Origin of the sequence: Pseudomonas agarici (genome assembly GCF_001543125.1) — a bacterium.
GTDB classification, from domain to species: Bacteria; Pseudomonadota; Gammaproteobacteria; order Pseudomonadales; family Pseudomonadaceae; genus Aquipseudomonas; species Aquipseudomonas agarici.
This window is the reverse complement of record NZ_CP014135.1, coordinates 3,192,551-3,214,658: the sequence shown is the minus strand read 5'-3', so window position 1 is coordinate 3,214,658 and position 22,108 is coordinate 3,192,551. Positions and strand designations below refer to the sequence as shown.

Genomic DNA, 22,108 nt, shown 5'->3' with positions numbered 1-22,108 from the left:
TACCTTTATTAAAGCGACGAGTATTTCTTGCGCAGACGCTGACGAATCAGTTCCGCGAGGGTGTTCATGATGAACGTGAACAACAGCAGCACCAGCGCCGAGAGGAACAGCACGCGGTAATGACTACCGCCCACTTCCGACTCCGGCATCTCCACCGCCACGTTGGCCGCCAGGGTGCGCAGGCCTTGGAACAGGTTCATCTCCATCACCGGGGTATTGCCGGTGGCCATCAGCACGATCATGGTCTCGCCGACAGCACGACCCATGCCGATCATCAACGCCGAGAAGATGCCCGGGCTGGCGGTGAGAATCACCACCCGCGTCATGGTCTGCCAAGGCGTGGCGCCCAGGGCCAGGGAGCCCAGGGTCAGGCCACGCGGTACGCTGAACACGGCGTCTTCGGCGATCGAGTAGATGTTCGGGATCACCGCGAAGCCCATGGCCAGGCCAACCACCAAGGCGTTGCGCTGGTCGTAGGTGATGCCCAGGTCATGGGAGATCCACAGGCGCATGTCACCGCCGAAGAACCACGACTCCAAGTGCGGACTCATAAACAGCGAGAACCAACTCACGAACAGGATCACCGGAATCAGGATCGCACTTTCCCAGCCATCCGGCACCCGCAGGCGCAGCGACTCGGGCAGCCGGCTCCAGGCGAAACCGGCGACCAGAATGCCGACCGGCAACAACATCAGCAGGCTGAAGATCCCCGGCAGGTGTCCCTCGACATACGGTGCCAGGAACAGGCCAGCGAAGAAGCCGAGGATCACCGTCGGCATCGCTTCCATCAGCTCGATCACCGGCTTGACCTTGCGGCGCATGCCCGGCGCCATGAAGTAAGCGGTATAGATCGCCGCCGCGACGGCCAGCGGCGCGGCCAGCAGCATGGCGTAGAACGCCGCCTTCAGGGTACCGAAGGTCAGCGGCGCCAGGCTCAGCTTGGGTTCGAAGTCGGTGTTGGCGGCAGTCGATTGCCAGACATATTTAGGCGCGTCGTAGTTTTCGTACCAGACCTTGCTCCATAGCGCACTCCAGGAGACTTCCGGGTGTGGGTTGTCGAGGGCCAACGGTTGGATCTTGCCACCTTGCTCGACGATCACTCGGTTGGCTCGCGGCGACAGGCCAAAGACGCCTGGACCGTCGACCACCTGGTCCACCAGCAGCGTTCGGTGAGCGGTACTGTGGAATACGCCAAGCTTGCCGGAGGCATCCAGGGCGACAAAGCCCTTGCGCCGTTCTTCGGCGGTGATTTCGACGATTGGCGTGGTGCCCATCTGGAAGCTGCGGATCGGTTTCAGACGCAACTCGCCATCCGGGTCGCGGGCCATGAACCACTGGCCGAGACCGCCCTTGGAGTCACCGATGATCAGCGAGATACCGCCCACCAACTGCGTACTGGCGGTCACTTCGCTATCGGCATCGTCCAGCAGCTTGTAGCGACCGTTCAGACTCTTGTCGCGCAGGCTGAACACGTCGGCCTGGGCACGCCCGTTGATCACGTACAGCCACTGCTGGCGCGGATCGATGTAGATCGCCTTCACCGGCTCGGTCATCTGCGGCAAGTCGATACTCTTTTGCTCGCTGGTGACCTCGCCAGTCATCATGTTCTCTTCCTGGGTCAGCGCCTGCACATGCAGTTGCGCACCCGTGGAGCCCACGATAATCAGCGTCGTATCAGTGGCGTTGAGGTTCACATGCTCAAGCGCGTGACCCTCTTCATCGAGAGTGATCGGGGTTTCGCCATAGGGGTATTCAATGGCCGGGGAGATGGTCTTCTTACCGTCCGGGTACGTCACTTTATAGGTGTGACGGAACACCAGGACCTGACCATTGGACAGGCCGACGATGACCAGTGGAACACCCGGCTGGTCTTTGCTGATGGACGTCACCTGGGTGTTCGCCGGAATCGGCAGGTTCACCCGGGACAATTCAGTGGCATCGGCAACGGAGAAGAACAGCACCTGCCCCCGGTCGGAAACCCGCATGCCCACCTGGTTCTGCTCTTCCAGGGAGATCATCAGGGGGTTGCCGGCATCGCGCATCCAGGCCGGAGTAATGGCTTCTTCCGCCGTCAGCGAGGCGCCCTGGAACAGCGGCAGGACCACATAAGCGAGGAAGAAGAAGATCAGCGTAATCGCCGCCAGGACGGCCAGGCCGCCGACAAACACGTACCAGTGAGTCAGGCGATCCTTGAGCGCGCGAATGCGACGCTTGCGTTTGAGTTCAGGCGTATTGAAGTCAATGCGCTTGGGGGGAGAAGTCGTAGTCATGGTGGAATTGGCCGGATCGTTCATGCGCACACCCTAGCGGTCCTGTATGACAGAAAGATGACAGTGTGGTGACACACGGAAGCCGCCGCCCAGCACAGCCGGCAGCGGATTCGAAAATGGGTGTGTGGGAGCGAATCTAGCCCGCTCCCACATGCCGGATCATGTTCTGCAGATCAAGGCTTACTTCTTCGCGGCGTTACCTTCGCTCAAACCCAAGTCCGCCAGTGCCTTGGTGACAACCTTGGCTGGCAATGGGATATAGCCGTCTTTCACCACCACTTCCTGGCCCTGTTTGGACAGCACCAGTTTCACGAACTCGGCTTCCAGCGGAGCCAGAGGCTTGTTCGGGGCTTTGTTGACGTAGACGTAGAGGAAACGCGACAGCGGGTATTTGCCGTTCAGTGCGTTTTCTTCGCTGTCTTCGATGAACTCGGTGCCGCCTTTCTTGGCCAAGGCCACGGTTTTCACGCTGGCGGTCTTGTAGCCGATACCTGAGTAACCGATACCGTTCAGCGAAGAGCTGATGGACTGCACAACGGAAGCCGAGCCAGGCTGTTCGTTCACGTTAGGCTTGTAGTCACCTTTGCACAGGGCTTCTTCCTTGAAGTAGCCGTAGGTGCCGGATACCGAGTTACGACCGAACAGTTGGACCGGCTTGTTGGCCAGGTCGCCAGTCACGCCCAGGTCGCTCCAGGTCTTGACATCGGCTTTGGCGCCGCACAGACGGGTCGAGGAGAAAATCGCATCGACTTGTTCCATGGTCAGGTGCTGGATCGGGTTGTCCTTGTGCACGAATACCGCCAGGGCATCCACCGCAACCGGGATGGCTGTCGGCTTGTAGCCGTACTTTTGCTCGAAGGCAGCCAGTTCGGTGTCCTTCATCTTGCGGCTCATCGGACCCAGGTTCGAAGTGCCTTCAGTCAGCGCAGGTGGCGCGGTAGCGGAACCGGCAGCCTGAATCTGAATGTTCACGTTCGGGTATTCTTTCTTGTAGCCCTCGGCCCACAGCGTCATGAGGTTTGCCAGGGTGTCGGAACCGACGCTGGACAAGTTGCCCGACACGCCTTGTACTTTTGTATAGGCCGCAATGGACGGGTCTACACCAGCGGCCACCGCATGGGCAGTCGCGACGCCCGCAGCGACAAAAGTCATGGTCGCCATCAAACGTTTCAGTTTCATGCCTTGCTCCTAGCAGAGAGGGTTAAGTTGAATTGGGGCCAAGTATCGGTAGGCCACATGAACACTCTATGACTGGTATGTGACAGTTAGATGAAAGGCCAGCATCCATTTGCAGGGCCAACCTTTACCTCTGAAACACCCGGAGCCCAGGAGATACGTGGCTTAGCGGCCCTTCGCCCACAGATAGCCGCCGACCAGCACGCCGACGCTGCAAATTATTGCAACATAATACGCCGGGCCCATCGGGCTTTCCTTGAGCAGCAGGGTGACCACCATCGGAGTCAGACCGCCAAAGATCGCATACGCCAGGTTGTAGGAGAACGACAGGCCACTAAAGCGCACCACCGCCGGGAAGGCCTTGACCATGACATAGGGCACGGCACCGACAATGCCAACGAACAGGCCGCTCAAGGCATATAACGGGAACAGCCATTCGCGATGAGTCGCCAGGGTGCTGTAGAAGGCCCAGAACGTCGCCATTAGCGCCAGGCTGCCAAACACAAACACCCGGCCAGCGCCGAAGCGGTCGGCCAGCGCACCGGAAATGATGCAGCCCAACGTCAGGCAAACCGTCGCCAGGCTGTTGGCCTCCAGCGAGACGTTCGGGGCGAAGTGGTAGGCGGTCTGCAGCACGGTCGGGGTCATCAGGATCACCACCACCACCCCAGCGGACAATAGCCAGGTCAGCAGCATCGAGATCAGGATCGCCCCGCGGTGATTGCGCAGCACCGCGCCCAGAGGAATACCATCGGACAATGCCTTGCGTTGCTGCAACTCGGCGAACACCGGGGTTTCATGCAACCAGCGACGCAGGTACACCGAAAACAGGCCGAACACGCCTCCCAGCAAGAACGGCATACGCCAGGCGTAATCGCTCACTTCGGCCGGGGTGTAGACGCTGTTGATCAGCGTCGCCACCAAAGAACCCAGCAGGATGCCGACGGTCAGGCCTGAAGTCAGGGTGCCGCAGGCAAAACCGATCTGCCGTTCCGGTACGTGCTCGGCGACGAAGACCCAGGCGCCCGGCACCTCACCACCGATTGCGGCCCCCTGGATCACCCGCATCAACAGCAGCAGGATCGGCGCCCAAATGCCGATCTGTGCGTATGTTGGCAGTAGGCCCATGATCAGGGTCGGCACGGCCATCAGGAAAATGCTCAGGGTGAACATCTTCTTGCGCCCCAACAGATCGCCAAAATGCGCCATGACGATACCGCCTAGCGGCCGTGCCAGATAACCGGCGGCGAAGATGCCGAACGTCTGCATCAGGCGCAGCCACTCCGGCATCTCCGCCGGAAAGAACAATTTGCCCACCACCGCCGCAAAAAATACAAAAATGATGAAGTCGTAGAACTCCAACGCACCTCCCAGGGCAGACAGCGACAACGTTTTGTAGTCATTACGGGTCAGCGGGCGCGAAGGTTGCGCAAGGCTGGGAGACACAGTGCTCATTGCAAGGCTTCTCTTATATAAATAGGTATTGGTAGCTATCTGCACTCACCGATCGCGTCTACAGGTCGACGCCGACCGGCCAGCCCACGCCGCCTATGATCATTACACAGTAAGCCCGAACAACGGGCTTGGCTTGAGGATCGGCGGTGTCAGGCCACCAAAGATCGCACAAGCCAGGTTGTAGCAAAACGATAAACAGGTAAAACGTATTGCCGCCAGAAACTCATTGACCAGCACGAACGGGCAAGCCGCGCAGTACTCAAAAGCACGGTGATCATGAGGATCGACACGGACGGAGTCGTTACGGAGAGGTGCGTAAAGCCTGAAAAAAGATAACAAAATGTTTCAAAAAGTAAACCAGAGCCCGATATAGAGCGATCAAAAGGGCTTTCTGATGGTCGTAGTCGAGAGGGCCGATGGATATACTGGTCAGTGTTGTCTGGATGGATGCTGTGCAAAAACGCCGTTGGAAGCCCATTCCAGCCGGTTTCGCAGAGTTTCCCTTTAGTACGCCTTAGAGAAACGTGACGAACTAAGTATGTTCGAGCTGAATCGTTTTTCCTGAAGACGGCTATTCACCGGCAGTACCAACGTAGTGTCACGGGTCAGAGGCACCCCCCGTATGATCGAACTCGAACAAGAAGACCCTATTCCGCAAGGCGATCTTGCCCTGCAAATCACCGCGCTTCCGCGTGAAACCAATGGTTTCGGCGATATTTATGGCGGCTGGCTGGTCAGCCAGATGGATCTCGCCGGTACGGCGATGGCCAGCAAGGTAGCCGGCGGTCGTGTGGCTACGGTCGCCATCGACCGCATGGCGTTCCTGGTGCCGGTCGCGGTTGGCGCACAGCTATCCTTTTATACCCAGGCCCTGGAAATCGGTCGTAGCTCGATCAAGATGATGGTCGAGGTGTGGAGCGACGACCCACTGTCCAGCGAATGGCGCAAGGTCACCGAAGCGGTGTTCGTGTTTGTCGCCATCGACGGCAGCGGGCGCACTCGCTCCGTACCACCACGGCGCTAACCCGAGCTTTTTTTGCGGTCCATTGCAGTTCCTGTTGCCGAGCGAGAACACCATGAGCACGCCCTACGTTGAAACGGTCAAGCTGGATGAACTGAATTGCTGGCGAATTCGCCACGGTCAAGCCGAATTGTTGGTGGCCCAGCAAGGCGCGCATATCCTCAGTTATCAATTGGCCGGGCAACCGCCGCTGATCTGGCTCAACGATCAGGCCCAGTTCAAGCACGGCAAGAGCATTCGCGCCGGCGTGCCGGTGTGCTGGCCATGGTTTGGGGTGTTCGCGCGCAACCCGAACAGCGTCCAGGCAATGCACCGGAGCAGCGAACCGCCCACCGCCCATGGTTTCGTCAGAACGCTGGAGTGGACGTTGCTCGGTATCCAGGCCGAAGACGACGGTGTGCTGGTGGAGTTCGCCGTACCGATGCCCGAGGGTGGTTTTGCCGGCTGGCCGCACCAGGTCGGACTCAAGCTGGCGATTCACCTGGGTGACCAGTTGCGGATCAGCCTCACCAGCGAAAACCTCGACGATCACCCCGTCACCCTCAGCCAGGCACTGCACAGCTATTTCGCCGTCAGCGATGTGCGCAACGTGCATGTCGAAGGCGTGGACGGCCTGAGCTATATCGATACGGCGGATAACTGGAAGCCGGCCAGGCAACAGGGCGAGTTGCGTTTCACCGGTGAAACCGACCGCATCTACCAGAATGTGCCAGCGCAGTTGAGCATCGTCGACCCGGCCTGGGAACGGCGTATCGAACTGAGCACCAGCGGCTCGCGCTCGACGGTAATCTGGAACCCATGGATCGGTCGCGCCCGCCAGTTCACCGACATGGCCGACGACGGCTGGCAGAAGATGCTCTGCATCGAAACCGCGAACGTGATGGATGATGTGGTGACGCTGACACCAGGCGCCAGCCATACGCTTAGCGTGACTATCGGCAGCAGCCCGCTGGCCTGACTTGCCCGCTTGCCATAATGGCTAAAGATCCGACTCCTTCACCACCCGCACCGTCCCTGCATCCAATGCATACGCCGCATCGGCCAAGTCGTTGCTGACCTTTTCGATCTTCAGAGTCCCGGTCACCCACAGCGGCGTGTAGATATCGTCCAGCTTCAGGCCCTTGGGATAACGCACCAATACCAGTTGGTTCGGCGGAGGCGGTGGCACATGGATGCAGGCGCCCGGATAGGGAACCAGGAAAAACAAGGTGCTGCGGCCCTTGGCGTCGGTTTCCAGTGGCACCGGATAGCCGCCGATACGAATGCGCTTGCTGTTCATGGCCGCGACGGTCTTGCTCGAATACATCACCGCCGGCAAGCCCTTGCCTTGCTTCAAACCGCCCTTGGCGGTAAAGGTGCCGTTGGCTTCTGGCGAATCGTGGCTGATTTCCGGCATTTCTTCGAGAGCTTTCTGGTCCGATTTGGGCATCAGTTCCAGCCAATCGGTTTCCGCAAGCTCACCGGCATGGGTCAGGCCGCTGCCCAGCAAAAGAAGTATCAACAGAAGACGGCGCATAAGAGGCTCGACAACAGGAAGTCAGGCTGAGCATTCTAACCCTCCGCGCGCCGTGCGCAGAGGGTTCGCTCGGTTCGATCAGTTCTTTTTGATCAGACCGTAAATCACCAGCAGAACAATCGCGCCGACCACCGCGCCGATAAAGCCCGCACCTTGCCCGGCCTGGTAGATGCCCAGGGCCTGGCCACCGTAGGTCGCCGCCAGCGAGCCGCCGACCCCCAACAGGATGGTCATGATCCAGCCCATGCTGTCGTCGCCCGGCTTGAGGAAACGTGCCACAAGACCAACGATCAAGCCGATAAAGATGGTTCCGATGATACCCATGCGATTTCCTCTGAATGTATATCCCAAAACCAAAGCCCTAGTGGCCTGTGTGGCGAGTTCCGTTAGTCAATTTCGGCGCCATGGCCGCGAACTTCCGACATCCGCACTTGAGTTAACGTACTAACCGAACAGACCACTAGCCGCGCTTTGGCATCTTGCCATCAGAGGATGGCGGGTACCGATGGTTCCCGTCCGGCCTGGATATTTTTACTCGGCAATCAACGCTTCGACCCGCTGAATCTGTTGCTGCAGCGTAGCCTTGTCAGCGCAACGCAGGTTGGCATGACCGACCTTGCGCCCAGCCTTGAAGGCCTTGCCATAGTGGTGCAGATGGCAGTCGGCGATAGCGATGACCTTTTCCACCGGCGGCACGCTGCCAATAAAATTCAGCATCGCGCTTTCGCCGACCTTGGCGGTCGAGCCCAGGGGCAGGCCAGCTACCGCCCGCAGGTGGTTTTCGAACTGGCTGCACTCGGCGCCTTCGGTGGTCCAGTGCCCGGAGTTATGCACACGCGGGGCAATCTCGTTAGCCTTCAAGCCACCGTCGACTTCAAAAAACTCAAAGGTCATCACGCCGACATAGTCCAATTGCCTGAGCACCCGACTGGAATAGTCTTCGGCCAGGGCCTGCAACGGATGATCGCTGCTGGCGACCGACAGCTTGAGAATACCGCTGTCGTGGGTATTGTGTACCAGCGGGTAGAAACGGGTTTCACCGTCGCGGGCGCGCACGGCGATCAGCGAGACTTCGCCGGTAAATGGCACGAAACCTTCCAGCAGGCAGGCGACGCTACCCAGCTCGGCAAAGGTGCCGATCACATCGCCCGGAGTGCGCAGGACTTTCTGGCCCTTGCCGTCATAACCCAAGGTACGGGTCTTCAATACAGCCGGCAGGCCGATACGGGCGACCGCTGCGTCCAGATCCGCCTGGGACTGGATATCGGCGAAGTCCGGAGTCGGGATGCCCAGGTCCTTGAACAGGCTCTTTTCGAACCAGCGATCGCGAGCGATGCGCAGGGCTTCGGCGCCCGGGTAGACCGGTACGAACTGCGACAGGAAGGCCACGGTTTCCGCTGGAACGCTTTCGAACTCGAAAGTCACCAGGTCGACTTCATCGGCCAACTGGCGCAGGTGATCCTGGTCGCCGTAATCGGCTCGCAGATGTTCGCCCAGCGCGGCTGCGCAGGCATCCGGCGCCGGATCGAGGAAAGCGAAGTTCATCCCCAGTGGCGTACCCGCCAGGGCCAACATACGGCCAAGCTGGCCGCCACCGATTACACCGATCTTCATCGTCAGAAACCTCAGGCGACGCGCGGGTCTGGATTATCCAGCACGCTGTCTGTCTGTTCAGCACGGAATTTTTTCAGCACGCTATGAAAGTGGGGGTGCTTGGCGCCCAGAATGCTCGCCGACAGCAGCGCGGCGTTGATCGCCCCGGCTTTGCCGATGGCCAGGGTGGCGACCGGAATGCCGGCGGGCATCTGCACGATCGACAGCAGCGAGTCTACGCCCGAGAGCATCGACGACTGCACCGGCACGCCCAGCACCGGCAGATGGGTCTTGGCCGCACACATGCCTGGCAGGTGAGCCGCGCCACCGGCACCGGCAACGATCACCTCGATGCCACGGGCCTCGGCCTCTTCGGCGTAGCGGAACAGCAGGTCCGGGGTGCGATGGGCCGAGACTACTTTCACCTCGTAGGGGATGCCGAGCTTTTCCAGCATATCGGCGGTGTGGCTAAGGGTGGACCAATCGGACTTGGAGCCCATGATCACGCCAACCAGTGCGCTCATCGTCGTGCCTCTTCTCTTGGGCGCCCACGGGCGCGTCAAAAAACAACAAGCCACGCGGGAAGACCGGCGTGGCTTGTTATGCGAATGATGGCCGGACGAACCGGCCGAAGGCCGCGCAGTATACCGAAAATTCTGCGCGATACGCACTTTCCGCGACCATCTGTCGTTTGCTGGATTTTAGCCGCTAAAGGCCGGTTTACCTGACTTCCAGATCAACAAAAACCACACCCCCACCACACTACTCAGACACCACCTTGCGCCGCGCCGCCTTCCAGCTTGCGCCACAACAACCGCACATTCGCCTTGCGCACCAACGCGCAGCGATACAGGCGAATCTCCAGCGGCACATGCCATTGTGCGCCGCCACAGACCACCAGTTCGCCCCGCGCCAGCTCGGCACGCACGCTCAACTGCGGTACCCAGGCGATACCCAGACCCTCCAGCGCCATGCTCTTGAGGCTGTCGGCCATGGCCGTCTCGTACACCGTGGTAAAGCGCAGGTTGCGCTGGCGCAACAACAGGTTCACCGAGCGCCCGAGAAACGCCCCGGCGCTGTAGGCCAGTAACGGCACGCTGACCTCGCCTTCCAGATCGAACAGTGGCTCGCCGTCCGCCCCCGCCGCGCACACCGGCAGCATTTCGGTATGTCCCAGGTGCAGCGACGGGAAGATCTCCGAATCCATCTGCAACGCCGCATCCGGGTCGTAGAACGCCAGCATCAGATCGCAACCGCCCTCGCGCAGCGCATGGACCGCATCGCCAACGTTGGTCGCCACCAGCCGCGTGGCGATATTCAGCCCTTCATTGCGCAACTGTGCGATCCAGCGCGGAAAGAACCCCAGCGCCAGAGAGTGCGCCGCCGCCACCTGCATGACCTCGCCCTGCCCGCCTTCCAGGTGATGCAGATGACGCACTACCTCGCCCAACTGCTCGACCACCGTGCGTGCCGTTACCAGGAACAACTGACCGGCCGCCGTCAGTTCGATCGGCGTGCGTGAGCGATTGACCAGGGTCAGGCCTAGCGCTGCTTCCAGGCTGCGAATCCGCCGACTGAACGCCGGCTGCGTGACGAAACGGCGCTCGGCGGCCTGGGAAAAGCTGCGCGTCGCCGCCAGGGCACTGAAATCTTCCAACCATTTGCTTTCGAGATTCATCGACCTTTCCCTTCACCAAGCGCACCATTTTGGTTCACACGTTCGCCACACACAATGCGTCACATTGCTCCCTATGCCGTTTGTGCATAGGGCAGCGCCGAACAGCATTGGCCCAAAAATCTTCTCAAGCCTAGCATTGCCAGCGTTCCGGCATCGACCGGGTCCATTTCGAGATGATTTCTATCATGTCCTCCGCTGCATCTTTCCGCTCAGAAAAAGACCTGCTTGGCGTACTCGACGTACCCGCCGAGGCGTACTACGGCATCCAGACCCTGCGAGCGGTGAACAACTTCCGCCTCTCCGGCGTGCCGATTTCGCATTACCCGAAACTGGTCGTGGCCCTGGCCATGGTCAAGCAAGCCGCCGCCGACGCCAACCGCGAGCTGGGTCATCTGAGCGAAGCCAAGCACGCCGCCATCAGCGAGGCCTGTGCCCGTCTGATCCGTGGCGATTTCCACGAGCAGTTCGTGGTGGACATGATTCAAGGCGGCGCTGGCACTTCAACCAACATGAACGCCAACGAAGTCATCGCCAACATCGCACTTGAGGCCATGGGCCACAGCAAGGGCGAGTATCAGTATCTGCATCCCAACAACGACGTGAACATGGCGCAGTCGACCAACGATGCGTATCCGACAGCCATCCGCCTGGGCCTGCTGTTGGGCCACGACGCCCTGCTCGCCAGCCTCGACAGCCTGATCCAGGCGTTCGCCGCCAAGGGTGAAGAGTTCAGCCATGTCCTGAAAATGGGCCGCACCCAACTGCAAGACGCCGTGCCGATGACCCTCGGCCAGGAATTCCGCGCCTTCGCCACCACCCTGAGCGAAGACCTGGCCCGCCTGAAGACCCTGGCGCCGGAAGTGCTGACTGAAGTCAACCTCGGCGGCACCGCCATCGGCACCGGCATCAACGCCGATCCGCGCTACCAGCAACTGGCGGTCGACCGCCTGGCGATCATCAGTGGCCAGCCGCTGATTCCGGCTGCCGACCTGATCGAAGCCACTTCCGACATGGGCGCCTTTGTGCTGTTCTCCGGCATGCTCAAGCGCACGGCGGTCAAGCTGTCGAAGATCTGCAACGACCTGCGCCTGCTGTCAAGCGGCCCGCGTACCGGCATCAATGAAATCAACCTGCCGGCGCGCCAGCCAGGCAGTTCGATCATGCCCGGCAAGGTCAACCCGGTGATCCCGGAAGCGGTCAACCAGGTGGCATTCCAGATCATCGGTAACGACCTGGCCCTGACCATCGCCGCCGAAGGCGGCCAGTTGCAACTGAACGTGATGGAGCCGCTGATCGCCTTCAAGATCTTCGACTCGATCCGCCTGTTGCAACGCGCCATGGACATGCTGCGCGAACACTGCATTGTCGGCATTACCGCCAACGAAGCACGCTGCCGCGAACTGGTGGAACACTCCATCGGCCTGGTCACCGCGCTGAACCCGTACATCGGCTATGAAAACGCCACCCGGATCGCTCGTGTCGCCCTCGAAAGTGGCCGCGGCGTCCTGGAACTGGTGCGCGAAGAAGGCTTGCTCGACGATACAATGCTCGACGATATCCTGCGTCCGGAAAACATGATTGCTCCACGTCTGGTTCCACTGAAGGCCTGACCCTCAGCGCCAGATCGCACACCGCTCACCAGGTCGAGGGACTAGACACCTCTCACCTTTTGAGGGCCTGAAGGTCACTCTTCAGGCCCTTTTTTTACTGATTTTTCATGGCAACACCGCTCCTGACCACTGTTCAGCAGGCGCGAGGTACTCGCCCACCGACTGACGAGGCCTCTAGACGGTTTCAGGGGGCAAGGATGAAAAATGATAAACCGTGAGGACGTTGGTGGTCCTGATCGGTAAGGTGCCACCGCTCTTCGCGTAAGCGATCGGCGGTACAGGTACAGTGGAACCGAAACACGCAAAACAACACTAAAAACAATCCGCGAAAGCTCAGGATGATCTATCGCCAACCCACACTGCCCAGTCACACCAAGTGTAACGCGATATTTTAAACGAGCTTCCTTTGCGTCAAATACAGCGAGGAACCATCCATGCTCGAAGTCATCAACGACTTCCTCTCAGGGAAAGTACTGATCGTGCTCATTGTCGGGCTCGGTAGCTACTTCACGATCCGCTCGCGTTTCGTTCAGTTACGCCATTTCATCCACATGTTCTCGGTTTTCAAGGAGTCTCTTCGCGGCCAGGCAGGCCAACTCAGTTCGTTCCAGGCATTAATGTTAAGCCTCGCTGGCCGCGTCGGCGCCGGTAACATCGCCGGTGTCGGCATCGCCGTGACCCTCGGCGGCCCAGGCGCCGTGTTCTGGATGTGGGTCACCGCACTGGTGGGCATGTCCAGCAGCTTCTTCGAATGTACCCTGGCCCAGGTCTACAAGCGTGCCGATGGCGATGGCCTGTACCGCGGTGGCCCGGCCTACTACATCCAGCATGGCCTGAAGCTCAAGGGCATGGCAGTGGTGTTCTCCATCCTGCTGCTGGTTACCTATGGCTTCGCCTTCAACGGCCTGCAGTCGTACACCGTCACCCACTCGTTGCAGAACGCCTTCGGCTTTTCGCCGAACCACACCGGCATCGCCCTGGCCGTGCTGCTGGCGATCGTCTTTCTCGGCGGCATCAAGCGCATTGCCGCGGTCTCCGACCTGCTGGTTCCGGTCAAGACCTTGGCCTACATCGGCGTCACCCTGTACGTGATCGGCAGCCAGATCGATCACGTTCCAGCCATGCTGGAAACCATCTTCAAGAGCGCCTTCGGCCTTGATCCCGCGTTCGGTGGCCTGCTTGGCAGCGCCATCGTCATGGGCGTGAAGCGTGGCGTGTTCGCTAACGAAGCCGGTCTGGGCAGCGCGCCGAACGTCGCCGCCGTGGCCGCAGTGAAACATCCAGGCGCCCAGGGCGTGGTCCAGGCATTCAGCGTGTTCCTCGACACCTTCGTAATCTGCACCTGCACTGCACTGCTGATACTGCTGTCGGGCTTCTACACCCCAGGCTTCGAAGGTGATGGCATTGTCCTGACCCAAAACTCCCTGGCTGCGGTGGTCGGTGACTGGGGTCGCGTGTTCGTCAGCGTCGCCCTGTCTCTGTTCGTCTTCACCTGCATTCTCTACAACTACTACCTGGGTGAGACCAGCCTGCAGTTCCTGACCCGCAACCGTCTCGTGCTGCTGGTGTATCGTGGCCTGGTGCTGGCACTGGTGGTATGGGGTTCGGTGCAGAACCTGTCGACCGTGTTCGCCTTCGCCGATATCACCATGACCTGCCTGGCCTTCGTCAACCTGATCGCCCTGGCCCTGCTGTTCAAGATTGGCATGCGCGTACTGCGCGACTATGACGACCAGCGCCGCGCAGGCGTCAAGCAGCCGGTGTTCGACGCCGGTAAATTCGCCGACCTGGATCTGGACCTGAAAGCTTGGCCGTCCGCCCCGAGCCAGCCGGTGTCCCGCGAGCAGGACGCGGCCCAGGGCGTACCTGCCGCTCAGCGCTGATCGCGGGCCTCGGGCGGCGTCTTGCCGTCCGCTGCGAAAGATCCATCGGGTGGCGTTCCAGTCGCCCGACGTGACACACCTTGCGTGCGCAGGCATGCTGCGACGCAGGGTGTATCTGTCCAGGAGAGCCATCGATGAACCCCCTCACTTATCCCGCCGCGCGGCACGTCATGGTGCTCTACACCGGCGGCACCATCGGCATGCAGGCCAGTGCCAACGGCCTGACTCCGGCTTCCGGTTTCGAAGCGCGGATGCGCGAGTACCTGCGCAGCCAGCCGGCCCTGGTCGTTCCCCGGTGGCGTTTTCGCGAAATGGCCCCGCTGATCGACAGCGCCAACATGACCCCCGAATACTGGCTGCGCCTGCGGGACGCGGTGATCGATGCGGTAGAACAGCAACAGTGCGACAGTGTGCTGGTCCTACACGGCACCGACACCCTGGCCTACAGCGCGGCGGCCATGAGCTTCCAGTTGCTGGGGCTGCGCGCTCCGGTGGTGTTTACCGGCTCCATGCTGCCAGCGGGCGTGCCGGACAGCGATGCCTGGGAAAATGTCTGCGGTGCGCTGGTCGCCCTCGGCCAGGGCCTGGCGCCAGGCGTACACCTGCATTTCCATGGCGAAATGCTCTCGCCAACCCGCTGCGCGAAGATTCGCAGCTTTGGCCGCCATCCGTTTGCAGCCCTCGATCGCACCGGTGGCGCAACCAGAGCCGATACCTTGCCGGCACAGTTGAGCTACCACCAGGCCCGACAACTGACGACTGTTGGCGTCTTGCCACTAGTCCCAGGCATCGCCGCCGCGCAGTTGGACGCGATGATCGACAGCGGTATCCAGGCATTGGTGCTGGAGTGCTTCGGGAGCGGCACCGGACCGAGCGATAACCCGGCGTTCCTTGCCAGTCTCCAGCGGGCCCAGAAGCTGGGCATAGTGGTGGTGGCAATCACGCAGTGCCATGAAGGCGGTGTCGAGCTGGGCGTCTACGAGGCCGGCAGTCGTTTGCGCGATATCGGCGTGCTGTCTGGCGGCGGCATGACCCGCGAAGCGGCGTTCGGCAAACTGCATGCACTACTCGGAGCGGGCCTGGCGCTGGCTGAAGTGCGACGCCTGGTCGAACTGGACCTGTGCGGCGAATTGCGCTGAGACAAGGCTTGCCGAACCAGGCGGCATCCGACCTTCAGTGAGCACCCGCGCACTGGAGGTCAACGCCTGCGTCCTACTCGACCGCCCCAAACAACCCGATATGGTTGTAGGAATATTCCTATATACAATTCCTACACTATTCCTGCCTCATTACCTCGGGTAGGCTGGTAAAAGTTGCAAATCACCAACGACTCTATTTTAACTTAGTATTTAAAATACGCCGATTGCAACAAAAAACAGAAGCTCTATCAATACCCGTATTGAACAGCGCCTTACTTTAATGCGAAACCTTCGGATAATTCGCCGACGCAGTGTCACGCCTATCCATAAGTGGCGACTTCTGCGTTTGTCCTATTTATCCCTCACCAGCGAACCAAAGCGCAACGGCCCGGCCAACATTCCGACATTACGTGGTAATGCAGGCCTCCCGTCTCGAACGGATCGAGTGTGCGGTCATGGAAGTATTGGCTCTTTCTTATTCAGACGCTGTCAGGACAGTCATAGGAAAACCATGAAAAAACATATCGCAATAACCGCACTGTGCGGCCTTTTTTCCGTATCGGCCTTTGCTGCGAAACCGCAGGCCTGCGCTCCGGTGGAAACTTCAAAAATTGAAAGCCTGTTCGATGACTGGAACAATGCACTACAAACAGGCGATGCCCGCAAAGTAGCGGACAAGTATCTGCCTGATGCGGTTTTGTTACCCACTGTCTCGAACAAGGTCCGTTTGACCGATGCCGAGCGGGTCGACTACTTCGAACATTTCCTGGCCAACAAACCGGTAGGCAAGATAGACAGCCGGACCATCCGCATCGGCTGCAACAAGGCCATCGACACCGGCACCTACACCTTCGTCTTCAAGGATCAGTCGACCGTCTCCGCCCGTTACACCTTCACCTACGCCTGGGATGGCCAAGACTGGAAAATCTCGACACACCACTCCTCGGCCATGCCGGAGAAATAACCGGAGCGACATCGGCACAAGCGGGCCTTCTCCACGGGTGGGTCCGCCAGATATTCAGACAAATGTCCTTTGTTTGAGTGGCATTTCCTAGGGTCTGTACGACATGTTTTCGAGCGACGGCCAGGCCACTCAGCGCAGGAAGAACGCTGCCGCCGTCCTGGCGTCGATCGGTCCGCGCCAGATGGGCACCACTTTCTGTCCCGCGGTCTCCTGAGCGATCTGAAAGTTGAGCCCCATGTAACGTTGCGCCCTGGTTTTGAGGTGCGCCTTGGAAAAGTCGGGCGCCGGCGTGGTTGCCGTCCGGTAATGGAAATGCGCAAACCACAAAGGATGGCCTTCCTTGTCGCGAATGCCGTATTCCTCAAGAAAATCGCTGCCCTTGCCACCGGAAATATCCCGGCGGGTCCCCAGCTTGCGAATCGTGATCTGCTCATTCTCCATCAGGAACTCAATCGCCGCCGCATTCGGCAATCCTTGTTTGGTCAAGCTGATTCGCAGGCTCAGCCCCAGCTCGGTCAAGGTGTTCGCTGCCTCTTCCAGCTCGGCAATCAGCCACCGCGGTGACTGCGCGAGGCCTTGGGTCAACCCGCGAAAATCCCTGATGGCCTCTTCAAAAGGCTGTGCCTTGATCACCAGTATGTCCTGGATGCTGCGAGGCGTACTCACGGTACTCGCACTGCGTTTGCCCTCCGCCAGCAGCCTGGGCAAGGTTGCCAACAGGTCACGGGCCTTCTTCTCCAGCGACTTCAACTTCTTCGTTGCGCGCACACTCAACTCTCCCGCACCGCCCAACAGGCGCAGGCCGCGCTCTGGCTGCCAGGCCCCCGAGTCGTCGCGTTTCAACCAGGGGCCCTGCAGCGACGGGTGGCCGTCATTGATGATCACCACCCCTTCGAGCTTGCGCGACACCCGAAACCAGGCACCGTCGATACAGGCATAGAATCGCTCGTCACGCTGATACAAACCCTGCCACTCTCCTTCGGTCAGCAAGGTGCCAGGCGATTCAGACAACGACAGCTTGAATTCTTCCAGCCGGACCAGCCTGGACACCGACAAATGCGGCCCCATGCGGATCGAAGCAACGACCAACTGGTGGGTGATGCGAACGACCGGCTCCTTGTACACAGCGTTGTCGACGATACGGGGCACCGTCGCGGCGGCGCCCGTGAGCAGCGGACGGTGATACACCAGCACCACCGCCAGGTTCAGCAACACGTCGGCAAATGCCGCCCAGGGATGCGCCGCATTCGGATCGGTGAAGGTCTTGAGGCTGGACACCAATTGCACAATCAATCCGGCACTCGCCAGAGAGGTTGGCACAAAGGGCTGCAACACACCGAACAGGGTCCACCCCAGATCGGCGAAGCGCTCCCAGCGTTCTTCGGCATCGGACACGGAATCGGCCTCGGCGTGTGCGACCAACGCCTCGACGCTGGCGGCGAACAACGCCGCGCCAAATGACCCGGATAGCGGCGTGGTATCGAGCGAAACCGGTGCCGGCGTGGGGAGAATATCAAAGTCGGAAAAAATCGCGCGGGGCAGGTGCGGCTCCTCAAATCCACCATAGTCATAGATGGGTCGCGTCGTGGCATCCAGACCATCGAGGACCGATTGCCGCAACGCTTGCTCCGTCTTGATGGCCGTCAACAAGCCCGCCAATGACGCAAACTCGCGCAGAGGTTGATCGGCACCGGGACGAAAAAGCACTTGCGGTCCCTCAACGGTCGCTCTCGGGCCGATCACAAACATGTTGCGCACTCGGTTCGCCGTGGCATCCGGGTACGCCAGGAAGGCCAGCGGACGGGCCACGATGTGTTGGCCGTGGACCTCACGGACACCAGCGTCCTGGGTTATCACCGCCTCGACATAACGACGGGCGGTCTCGGTCAGTTTCCCTTCGAGTTGCAGCTCCAGCGCCAACATCGGCAGGAGGACACGCAGGTAGTCGGTGAAAAGCCTTTCTTGGCGTGTTCGCTCGATCAGGTCGCGCTGCAGCTTCTGCCTGAGCAACTCGGGGTAGGCCCCGCCGATATCGGCGTCGCTCACCGCCGTGCGCAGTACTTCGTAGGTCATCCAGGCAGGTGTTGCCCGGTCTTTGTAGTGAACCTGCGCATCCCCGGAAAGAGGGAACGCCTTGAGGTTCCTCAGTGCCATGGCGACATAGTCCTGGGTCCTGGGCTCACCGCGAAAGCCTATGGGCATTATGCTGTCACCCATGATGAGCGGACGGCTCACGATCGGTGTCAGGGTCACGCGGATGTCGGCGACCGACACCGCCGCAGCCTCCGGATGTTTTTTTTGCAAACTCTCGCGCAACGACTCGCCGGCAAAGCTGTGAATGTCGGGAATACCATCGAGAAATGCCTGACCGGCATGCTGTCGATGCACTGCTGACAGCGAGGCCACATGCAGTCCATAGAGCGTGCGATTCGCCAGCGAGGCACGCCGCAGCCATTCAGGGAGCAAGTCGTGTAATCGACCGAGCCTTGCTTCGTGACCGGAACGGAACGCACCGAACAACGCCTGCAGCCCGGTCAGCTCATGCAGGCGCTGCCCGAGGGTCACGCCATCGCGATAGTCACTCGGCTTGATCGCCGCGATGGCCTCCAGTTGCAGCTTCAGCAAACTCACGGCCAGGGCATCGAAAACATGATCGTCCGGGGTGTAGTTCCTGAATCCCGAGTACTGAGAGCTCAAGGTCGCCAACAGGGACTCTTCCAGTGCCCGCCTGGAATCGAAGGCCTCGATCCCGCCGAACAGTGTGTAGAGCAACACGATCTGGCGCTCGCCAATCCAGCGGCTCATTACCAGTGCCTGGAAATGCCTGAGGTCGGACCCCATGATGCCGGTATCGAGGATAGGAATATCGACCTGCGTACAGTGGTTCCCGAGCGCGCCCCGGCGTACCTGCGGGTCGGGGTAATCGAGTACCGCCTGCACGGTATCCCGTTCCTCACCCGAGAGCGCCACGCATGCCTGGCGCAATTGCACCGCGAAAAAGTCGGAAAGTCGCTGCCAGGGTGCGACCTCCTGGTCAAACGGCGAGCTCCAGAAGTCGACCAGCGCCTGTTTATAGGCTTCGGGCAGCAACGGCGCCCATTCGCTCAGGAGTGCCTCGACCTTTACTGTGTCCAGGGACAACTTCTGCGGATGTTCCGCGCCCGGGTAGAGCGTCAGGTAGCTGTCCGCCGGATGCAGTTCCGCCTTTTCGCCGAGAAAACGCCCAATCAACAAATTCGTCAGGGGCAGGATTCCGTATTCTACTGTGGAGTCTTCATTCTGGTTCGATACGGGGTGGATTAATGCGGCATGGGCGAGCCGCTCGCCCAGCGACGGGTATTCGGCCTCCAGCATGTCGCGGACAAGGCCAGGCGCCACGCTTTCCAGGGTCGGTCGTCGGACAAAACAGTCACTGAGGGTGTAGACCAGCGCAGCCTGTTCACTTTCGCTCAAGGTCGTACCGGGAAGTGGAGACGTCATATTCATTTATCCTGGTTTCGGGTTCCCGAACCAGATAAACATCGACTGCCCTGTTACCTGCGATAGCAGGTTAATACCCGACGCCACTGGCACTTCCAGACTTGGCTCAAGCGTGCCAGCACGATCGTGCCTGTTCCCGCTCCCGACTCTCCACCGCAACCGTCACGTGCAAGCCGGCACAGTCCAGGCCGTCATTGTCTACTGCCAGACTGTGGATAAGTCTGTTGAAAACTTTGTGGATATTTTTGTGGACAACCTTTTAGTCAGCAAGGCTTGGTCAACGACTGCACCACATAGGCACCCTCGCCGATGCGGTTGCGATGAAGCCCTCGGCAGGTGCGAATAAATCCCAGCAGGGCCAAACGGCAATGACAAAGAAGGACTGGGCATGACATTGGGTCCATAAAATGGACCTATGAAAATCATCGCTAATTGCTCTTACAATAACCGAGGGCGGTGAAGCCCTGGTGACTTTCCGGGGATGTCAGCCCATCTTTATCGCCGGTGTACAACAAGACCTGGCGGCCAGTGCCAACAGCCAGGACCAACCCCTCGTCCATTTGATGCGTTAAGGAGTCCCTATGAGTTCCATCGAAATCCGTCCGGTAACCGCCGCCGATCAAGCCGCCTGGCGTCCCTTGTGGCAGGCCTACCTGAAGTTCTACGAAACCGAGCTGCCGGATACGGTCTACCAGTCGACCTGGCAACGCTTTCTCGACCCGGATGACACCACCCATGCCGCCCTGGCCTGGCAGGATGGCAAAGCGGTGGGCCTGGTGCATTTCATCTACCACCGCTCGACCTGGAGCGTTCAGGACTCCTGTTACCTGCAAGACCTGTTCGTAGCTCCCGACGTGCGCGGAGCCGGGCTCGGACGGCTGCTGATCGAGCATGTCTATGTCACGAGCGCTCAAGCCGGCTGCGCTAAAGTGCACTGGCTGACCCACGAGACCAATGCCACGGCCATCCAGTTGTACGAGCGGATTGCCGAGCGGCCCGGCTTCATTCATTTTCGCAAAGTATTGTAAACCTTGAGGAAAGCCTCATGTCGACACCCGTAGCCAGCTGGCGGGGCGCTCCGCTACCCAGCACCCGGCAACTCGAGGGGCGCTTCATTACCCTGGAAAAACTCGACCCCGCCCGCCATGGCGATGACCTGTGCCGCGCCCTGGAAGGCCCTGGCGCCGATCCGAAGCTGTGGGACTATCTGGCTTGTGGCCCATTCCCGGAGCGCAACGCCTTTAACGACTGGCTCAACGGCAATTCAGCGAGCGCCGACCCGTATTTCTTCGCCGTCATCGACAAGGCCACAGGTGAGGCCCAGGGCATCCTCAGCCTGATGTCGATCGTCCCGGCCCAGGGCCGTATCGAGATCGGCCACGTCACCTTCGGTGCACCGATGCAGCGTTCGCCAAAAAGTACCGAGGCGGTCTACCTGCTGGCCAAGGAAGCTTTCGCTCTGGGTTACCGGCGCCTGGAGTGGAAGTGCAATAACGACAACGCCCGTTCCAGGACAGCCGCCGAGCGGCTGGGCTTCCAGTTCGAGGGCGTGTTTCGCCAGCACATGGTGGTCAAGGGCCAGAACCGCGATACGGCGTGGTACAGCATCATCGACTCGGAGTGGCCGGCGGTGAATGCCGGGTTCGAGCGCTGGCTGTCGGAAGAAAACCTGGGGACGGTCGGGCAAATCAAGACCCTGGCCGAGTGCCGCGGTTAACCCGGACAACCCGTAAGTACAGCGCCCGTCAACCTGAAAACGCGGTGGCCGATACCTCAGCCACCGCGCGCCCACACGCGCCAGACACACCTCTAAATCGCCACCAAGGCAGCGACTTCTCTCGCAAAAGCTGGGTAAAAAGCCCGACATTTATCGATTACACCGATGGATACATTTCGGCCTCAAATTTCCAGGAGGTCGAAATCCCATGCCAACACCCTTCAATAAATCTGCCCTTTACATCGCTCTGGCCTTCAGCGGTCTGGCCATGCAGCAGGCACAGGCTCATGAAAGTATTGTTCTGCTGCCCAACGAAAATGTAAGTGTACGGGCCGCTCCCTCGCCTAATGATGTCGAAGGAAGAACCCTTCTGAACGAGCTTGCAGGGCAGCAAGAACAAACGAGGGTTGAGGTAAGCAATCTGACAGATCATGTGCGTGATAATAAAAAAAGGCTCGACAACCACGATAAGGAAAGACATCGAGATCGGGCAGACATAGATAGGCTTATGACAACCCCCGCTCAGCGAGGCGAGCGCGGAGAGCAGGGTCTGCGCGGCGAACAAGGCGTGCCGGGAGAACGCGGGGAGCAAGGTCTACGCGGCGA

The 22,108-nt window shown here is 60.0% G+C and carries 18 protein-coding genes; 9 read left to right on the top strand and 9 right to left on the bottom strand.

Annotated features, from left to right (window positions below):
• Positions 1–8: 8 nt before the first annotated feature.
• From AWM79_RS14025 to AWM79_RS14015, 3 genes are all read right to left on the bottom strand, one after another.
• Positions 9–2,294 (bottom strand): ABC transporter permease subunit, encoded by a 2,286-nt coding sequence (locus AWM79_RS14025; protein WP_060783096.1) that lies wholly within the window; start codon positions 2,292–2,294, stop codon positions 9–11.
• 156 nt (positions 2,295–2,450) lie between these two features.
• A complete protein-coding gene (locus tag AWM79_RS14020) occupies positions 2,451–3,449 on the bottom strand; it encodes a phosphate ABC transporter substrate-binding protein PstS (protein WP_017132340.1) in 999 nt (332 codons plus the stop codon).
• 162 nt (positions 3,450–3,611) lie between these two features.
• The gene (locus AWM79_RS14015) at positions 3,612–4,901 is read right to left on the bottom strand and encodes an MFS transporter (protein WP_060783095.1); all 1,290 of its coding nucleotides are present in this window, start codon (positions 4,899–4,901) and stop codon (positions 3,612–3,614) included.
• Positions 4,902–5,523: 622 nt separating this feature from the next.
• On the opposite strand from AWM79_RS14015, the gene AWM79_RS14010 reads away from it, so the two are divergent.
• Positions 5,524–5,925 (top strand): acyl-CoA thioesterase, encoded by a 402-nt coding sequence (locus AWM79_RS14010; protein WP_017132337.1) that lies wholly within the window; start codon positions 5,524–5,526, stop codon positions 5,923–5,925.
• A gap of 52 nt (positions 5,926–5,977) precedes the next feature.
• Positions 5,978–6,880, top strand: coding sequence for a D-hexose-6-phosphate mutarotase (locus AWM79_RS14005; RefSeq protein WP_060783988.1), 903 nt, complete (start codon positions 5,978–5,980; stop codon positions 6,878–6,880).
• Positions 6,881–6,901: 21 nt separating this feature from the next.
• On the opposite strand, the gene AWM79_RS14000 is transcribed toward AWM79_RS14005, so the two are convergent.
• The 5 genes from AWM79_RS14000 to AWM79_RS13980 form a co-directional block, all read right to left on the bottom strand.
• On the bottom strand, positions 6,902–7,438 hold the full coding sequence (locus AWM79_RS14000) for a DUF3299 domain-containing protein (protein ID WP_017132335.1): 537 nt from the start codon (positions 7,436–7,438) through the stop codon (positions 6,902–6,904).
• 78 nt (positions 7,439–7,516) lie between these two features.
• The gene (locus AWM79_RS13995; protein ID WP_017132334.1) at positions 7,517–7,762 is read right to left on the bottom strand and encodes a GlsB/YeaQ/YmgE family stress response membrane protein; all 246 of its coding nucleotides are present in this window, start codon (positions 7,760–7,762) and stop codon (positions 7,517–7,519) included.
• Between the two features lie 207 nt (positions 7,763–7,969).
• On the bottom strand, positions 7,970–9,052 hold the full coding sequence (locus AWM79_RS13990; RefSeq protein ID WP_017132333.1) for a 5-(carboxyamino)imidazole ribonucleotide synthase: 1,083 nt from the start codon (positions 9,050–9,052) through the stop codon (positions 7,970–7,972).
• A gap of 11 nt (positions 9,053–9,063) precedes the next feature.
• A complete protein-coding gene (gene purE / locus AWM79_RS13985; RefSeq protein WP_060783094.1) occupies positions 9,064–9,555 on the bottom strand; it encodes a 5-(carboxyamino)imidazole ribonucleotide mutase in 492 nt (163 codons plus the stop codon).
• A 242-nt stretch (positions 9,556–9,797) separates the two neighbouring features.
• Positions 9,798–10,709: a LysR substrate-binding domain-containing protein gene (locus AWM79_RS13980; RefSeq protein ID WP_017132331.1), complete on the bottom strand. Its 912-nt coding sequence runs from the start codon at positions 10,707–10,709 to the stop codon at positions 9,798–9,800.
• A gap of 185 nt (positions 10,710–10,894) precedes the next feature.
• Between AWM79_RS13980 and aspA the strand changes: the two genes are divergently transcribed.
• From aspA to AWM79_RS13960, 4 genes are all read left to right on the top strand, one after another.
• Positions 10,895–12,319 (top strand): aspartate ammonia-lyase, encoded by a 1,425-nt coding sequence (aspA, locus tag AWM79_RS13975; protein ID WP_017132330.1) that lies wholly within the window; start codon positions 10,895–10,897, stop codon positions 12,317–12,319.
• 434 nt (positions 12,320–12,753) lie between these two features.
• The gene (locus tag AWM79_RS13970) at positions 12,754–14,202 is read left to right on the top strand and encodes an alanine/glycine:cation symporter family protein (RefSeq protein ID WP_017132329.1); all 1,449 of its coding nucleotides are present in this window, start codon (positions 12,754–12,756) and stop codon (positions 14,200–14,202) included.
• Positions 14,203–14,336: 134 nt separating this feature from the next.
• Positions 14,337–15,341: an asparaginase gene (locus tag AWM79_RS13965; RefSeq protein ID WP_060783093.1), complete on the top strand. Its 1,005-nt coding sequence runs from the start codon at positions 14,337–14,339 to the stop codon at positions 15,339–15,341.
• Between the two features lie 511 nt (positions 15,342–15,852).
• On the top strand, positions 15,853–16,305 hold the full coding sequence (locus tag AWM79_RS13960) for an SgcJ/EcaC family oxidoreductase (protein WP_017132327.1): 453 nt from the start codon (positions 15,853–15,855) through the stop codon (positions 16,303–16,305).
• Positions 16,306–16,434: 129 nt separating this feature from the next.
• Here the strand turns inward: AWM79_RS13960 and AWM79_RS13955 are convergent, their stop codons facing one another.
• Entirely contained in the window at positions 16,435–19,785 is a 3,351-nt protein-coding gene (locus tag AWM79_RS13955; RefSeq protein WP_060783092.1) for a dermonecrotic toxin domain-containing protein, read from the bottom strand.
• Between the two features lie 581 nt (positions 19,786–20,366).
• Here AWM79_RS13955 and AWM79_RS13950 point away from each other — a divergent pair.
• From AWM79_RS13950 to AWM79_RS25290, 3 genes are all read left to right on the top strand, one after another.
• Complete coding sequence (locus tag AWM79_RS13950) at positions 20,367–20,813, top strand: GNAT family N-acetyltransferase (protein ID WP_017132324.1); 447 nt, start codon at positions 20,367–20,369, stop codon at positions 20,811–20,813.
• Positions 20,814–20,830: 17 nt separating this feature from the next.
• Positions 20,831–21,502, top strand: coding sequence for a GNAT family N-acetyltransferase (locus AWM79_RS13945; RefSeq protein WP_060783091.1), 672 nt, complete (start codon positions 20,831–20,833; stop codon positions 21,500–21,502).
• A gap of 208 nt (positions 21,503–21,710) precedes the next feature.
• Positions 21,711–22,108: collagen-like triple helix repeat-containing protein (locus AWM79_RS25290; protein WP_167375429.1), on the top strand; the 398-nt coding region annotated here is incomplete at its 3' end.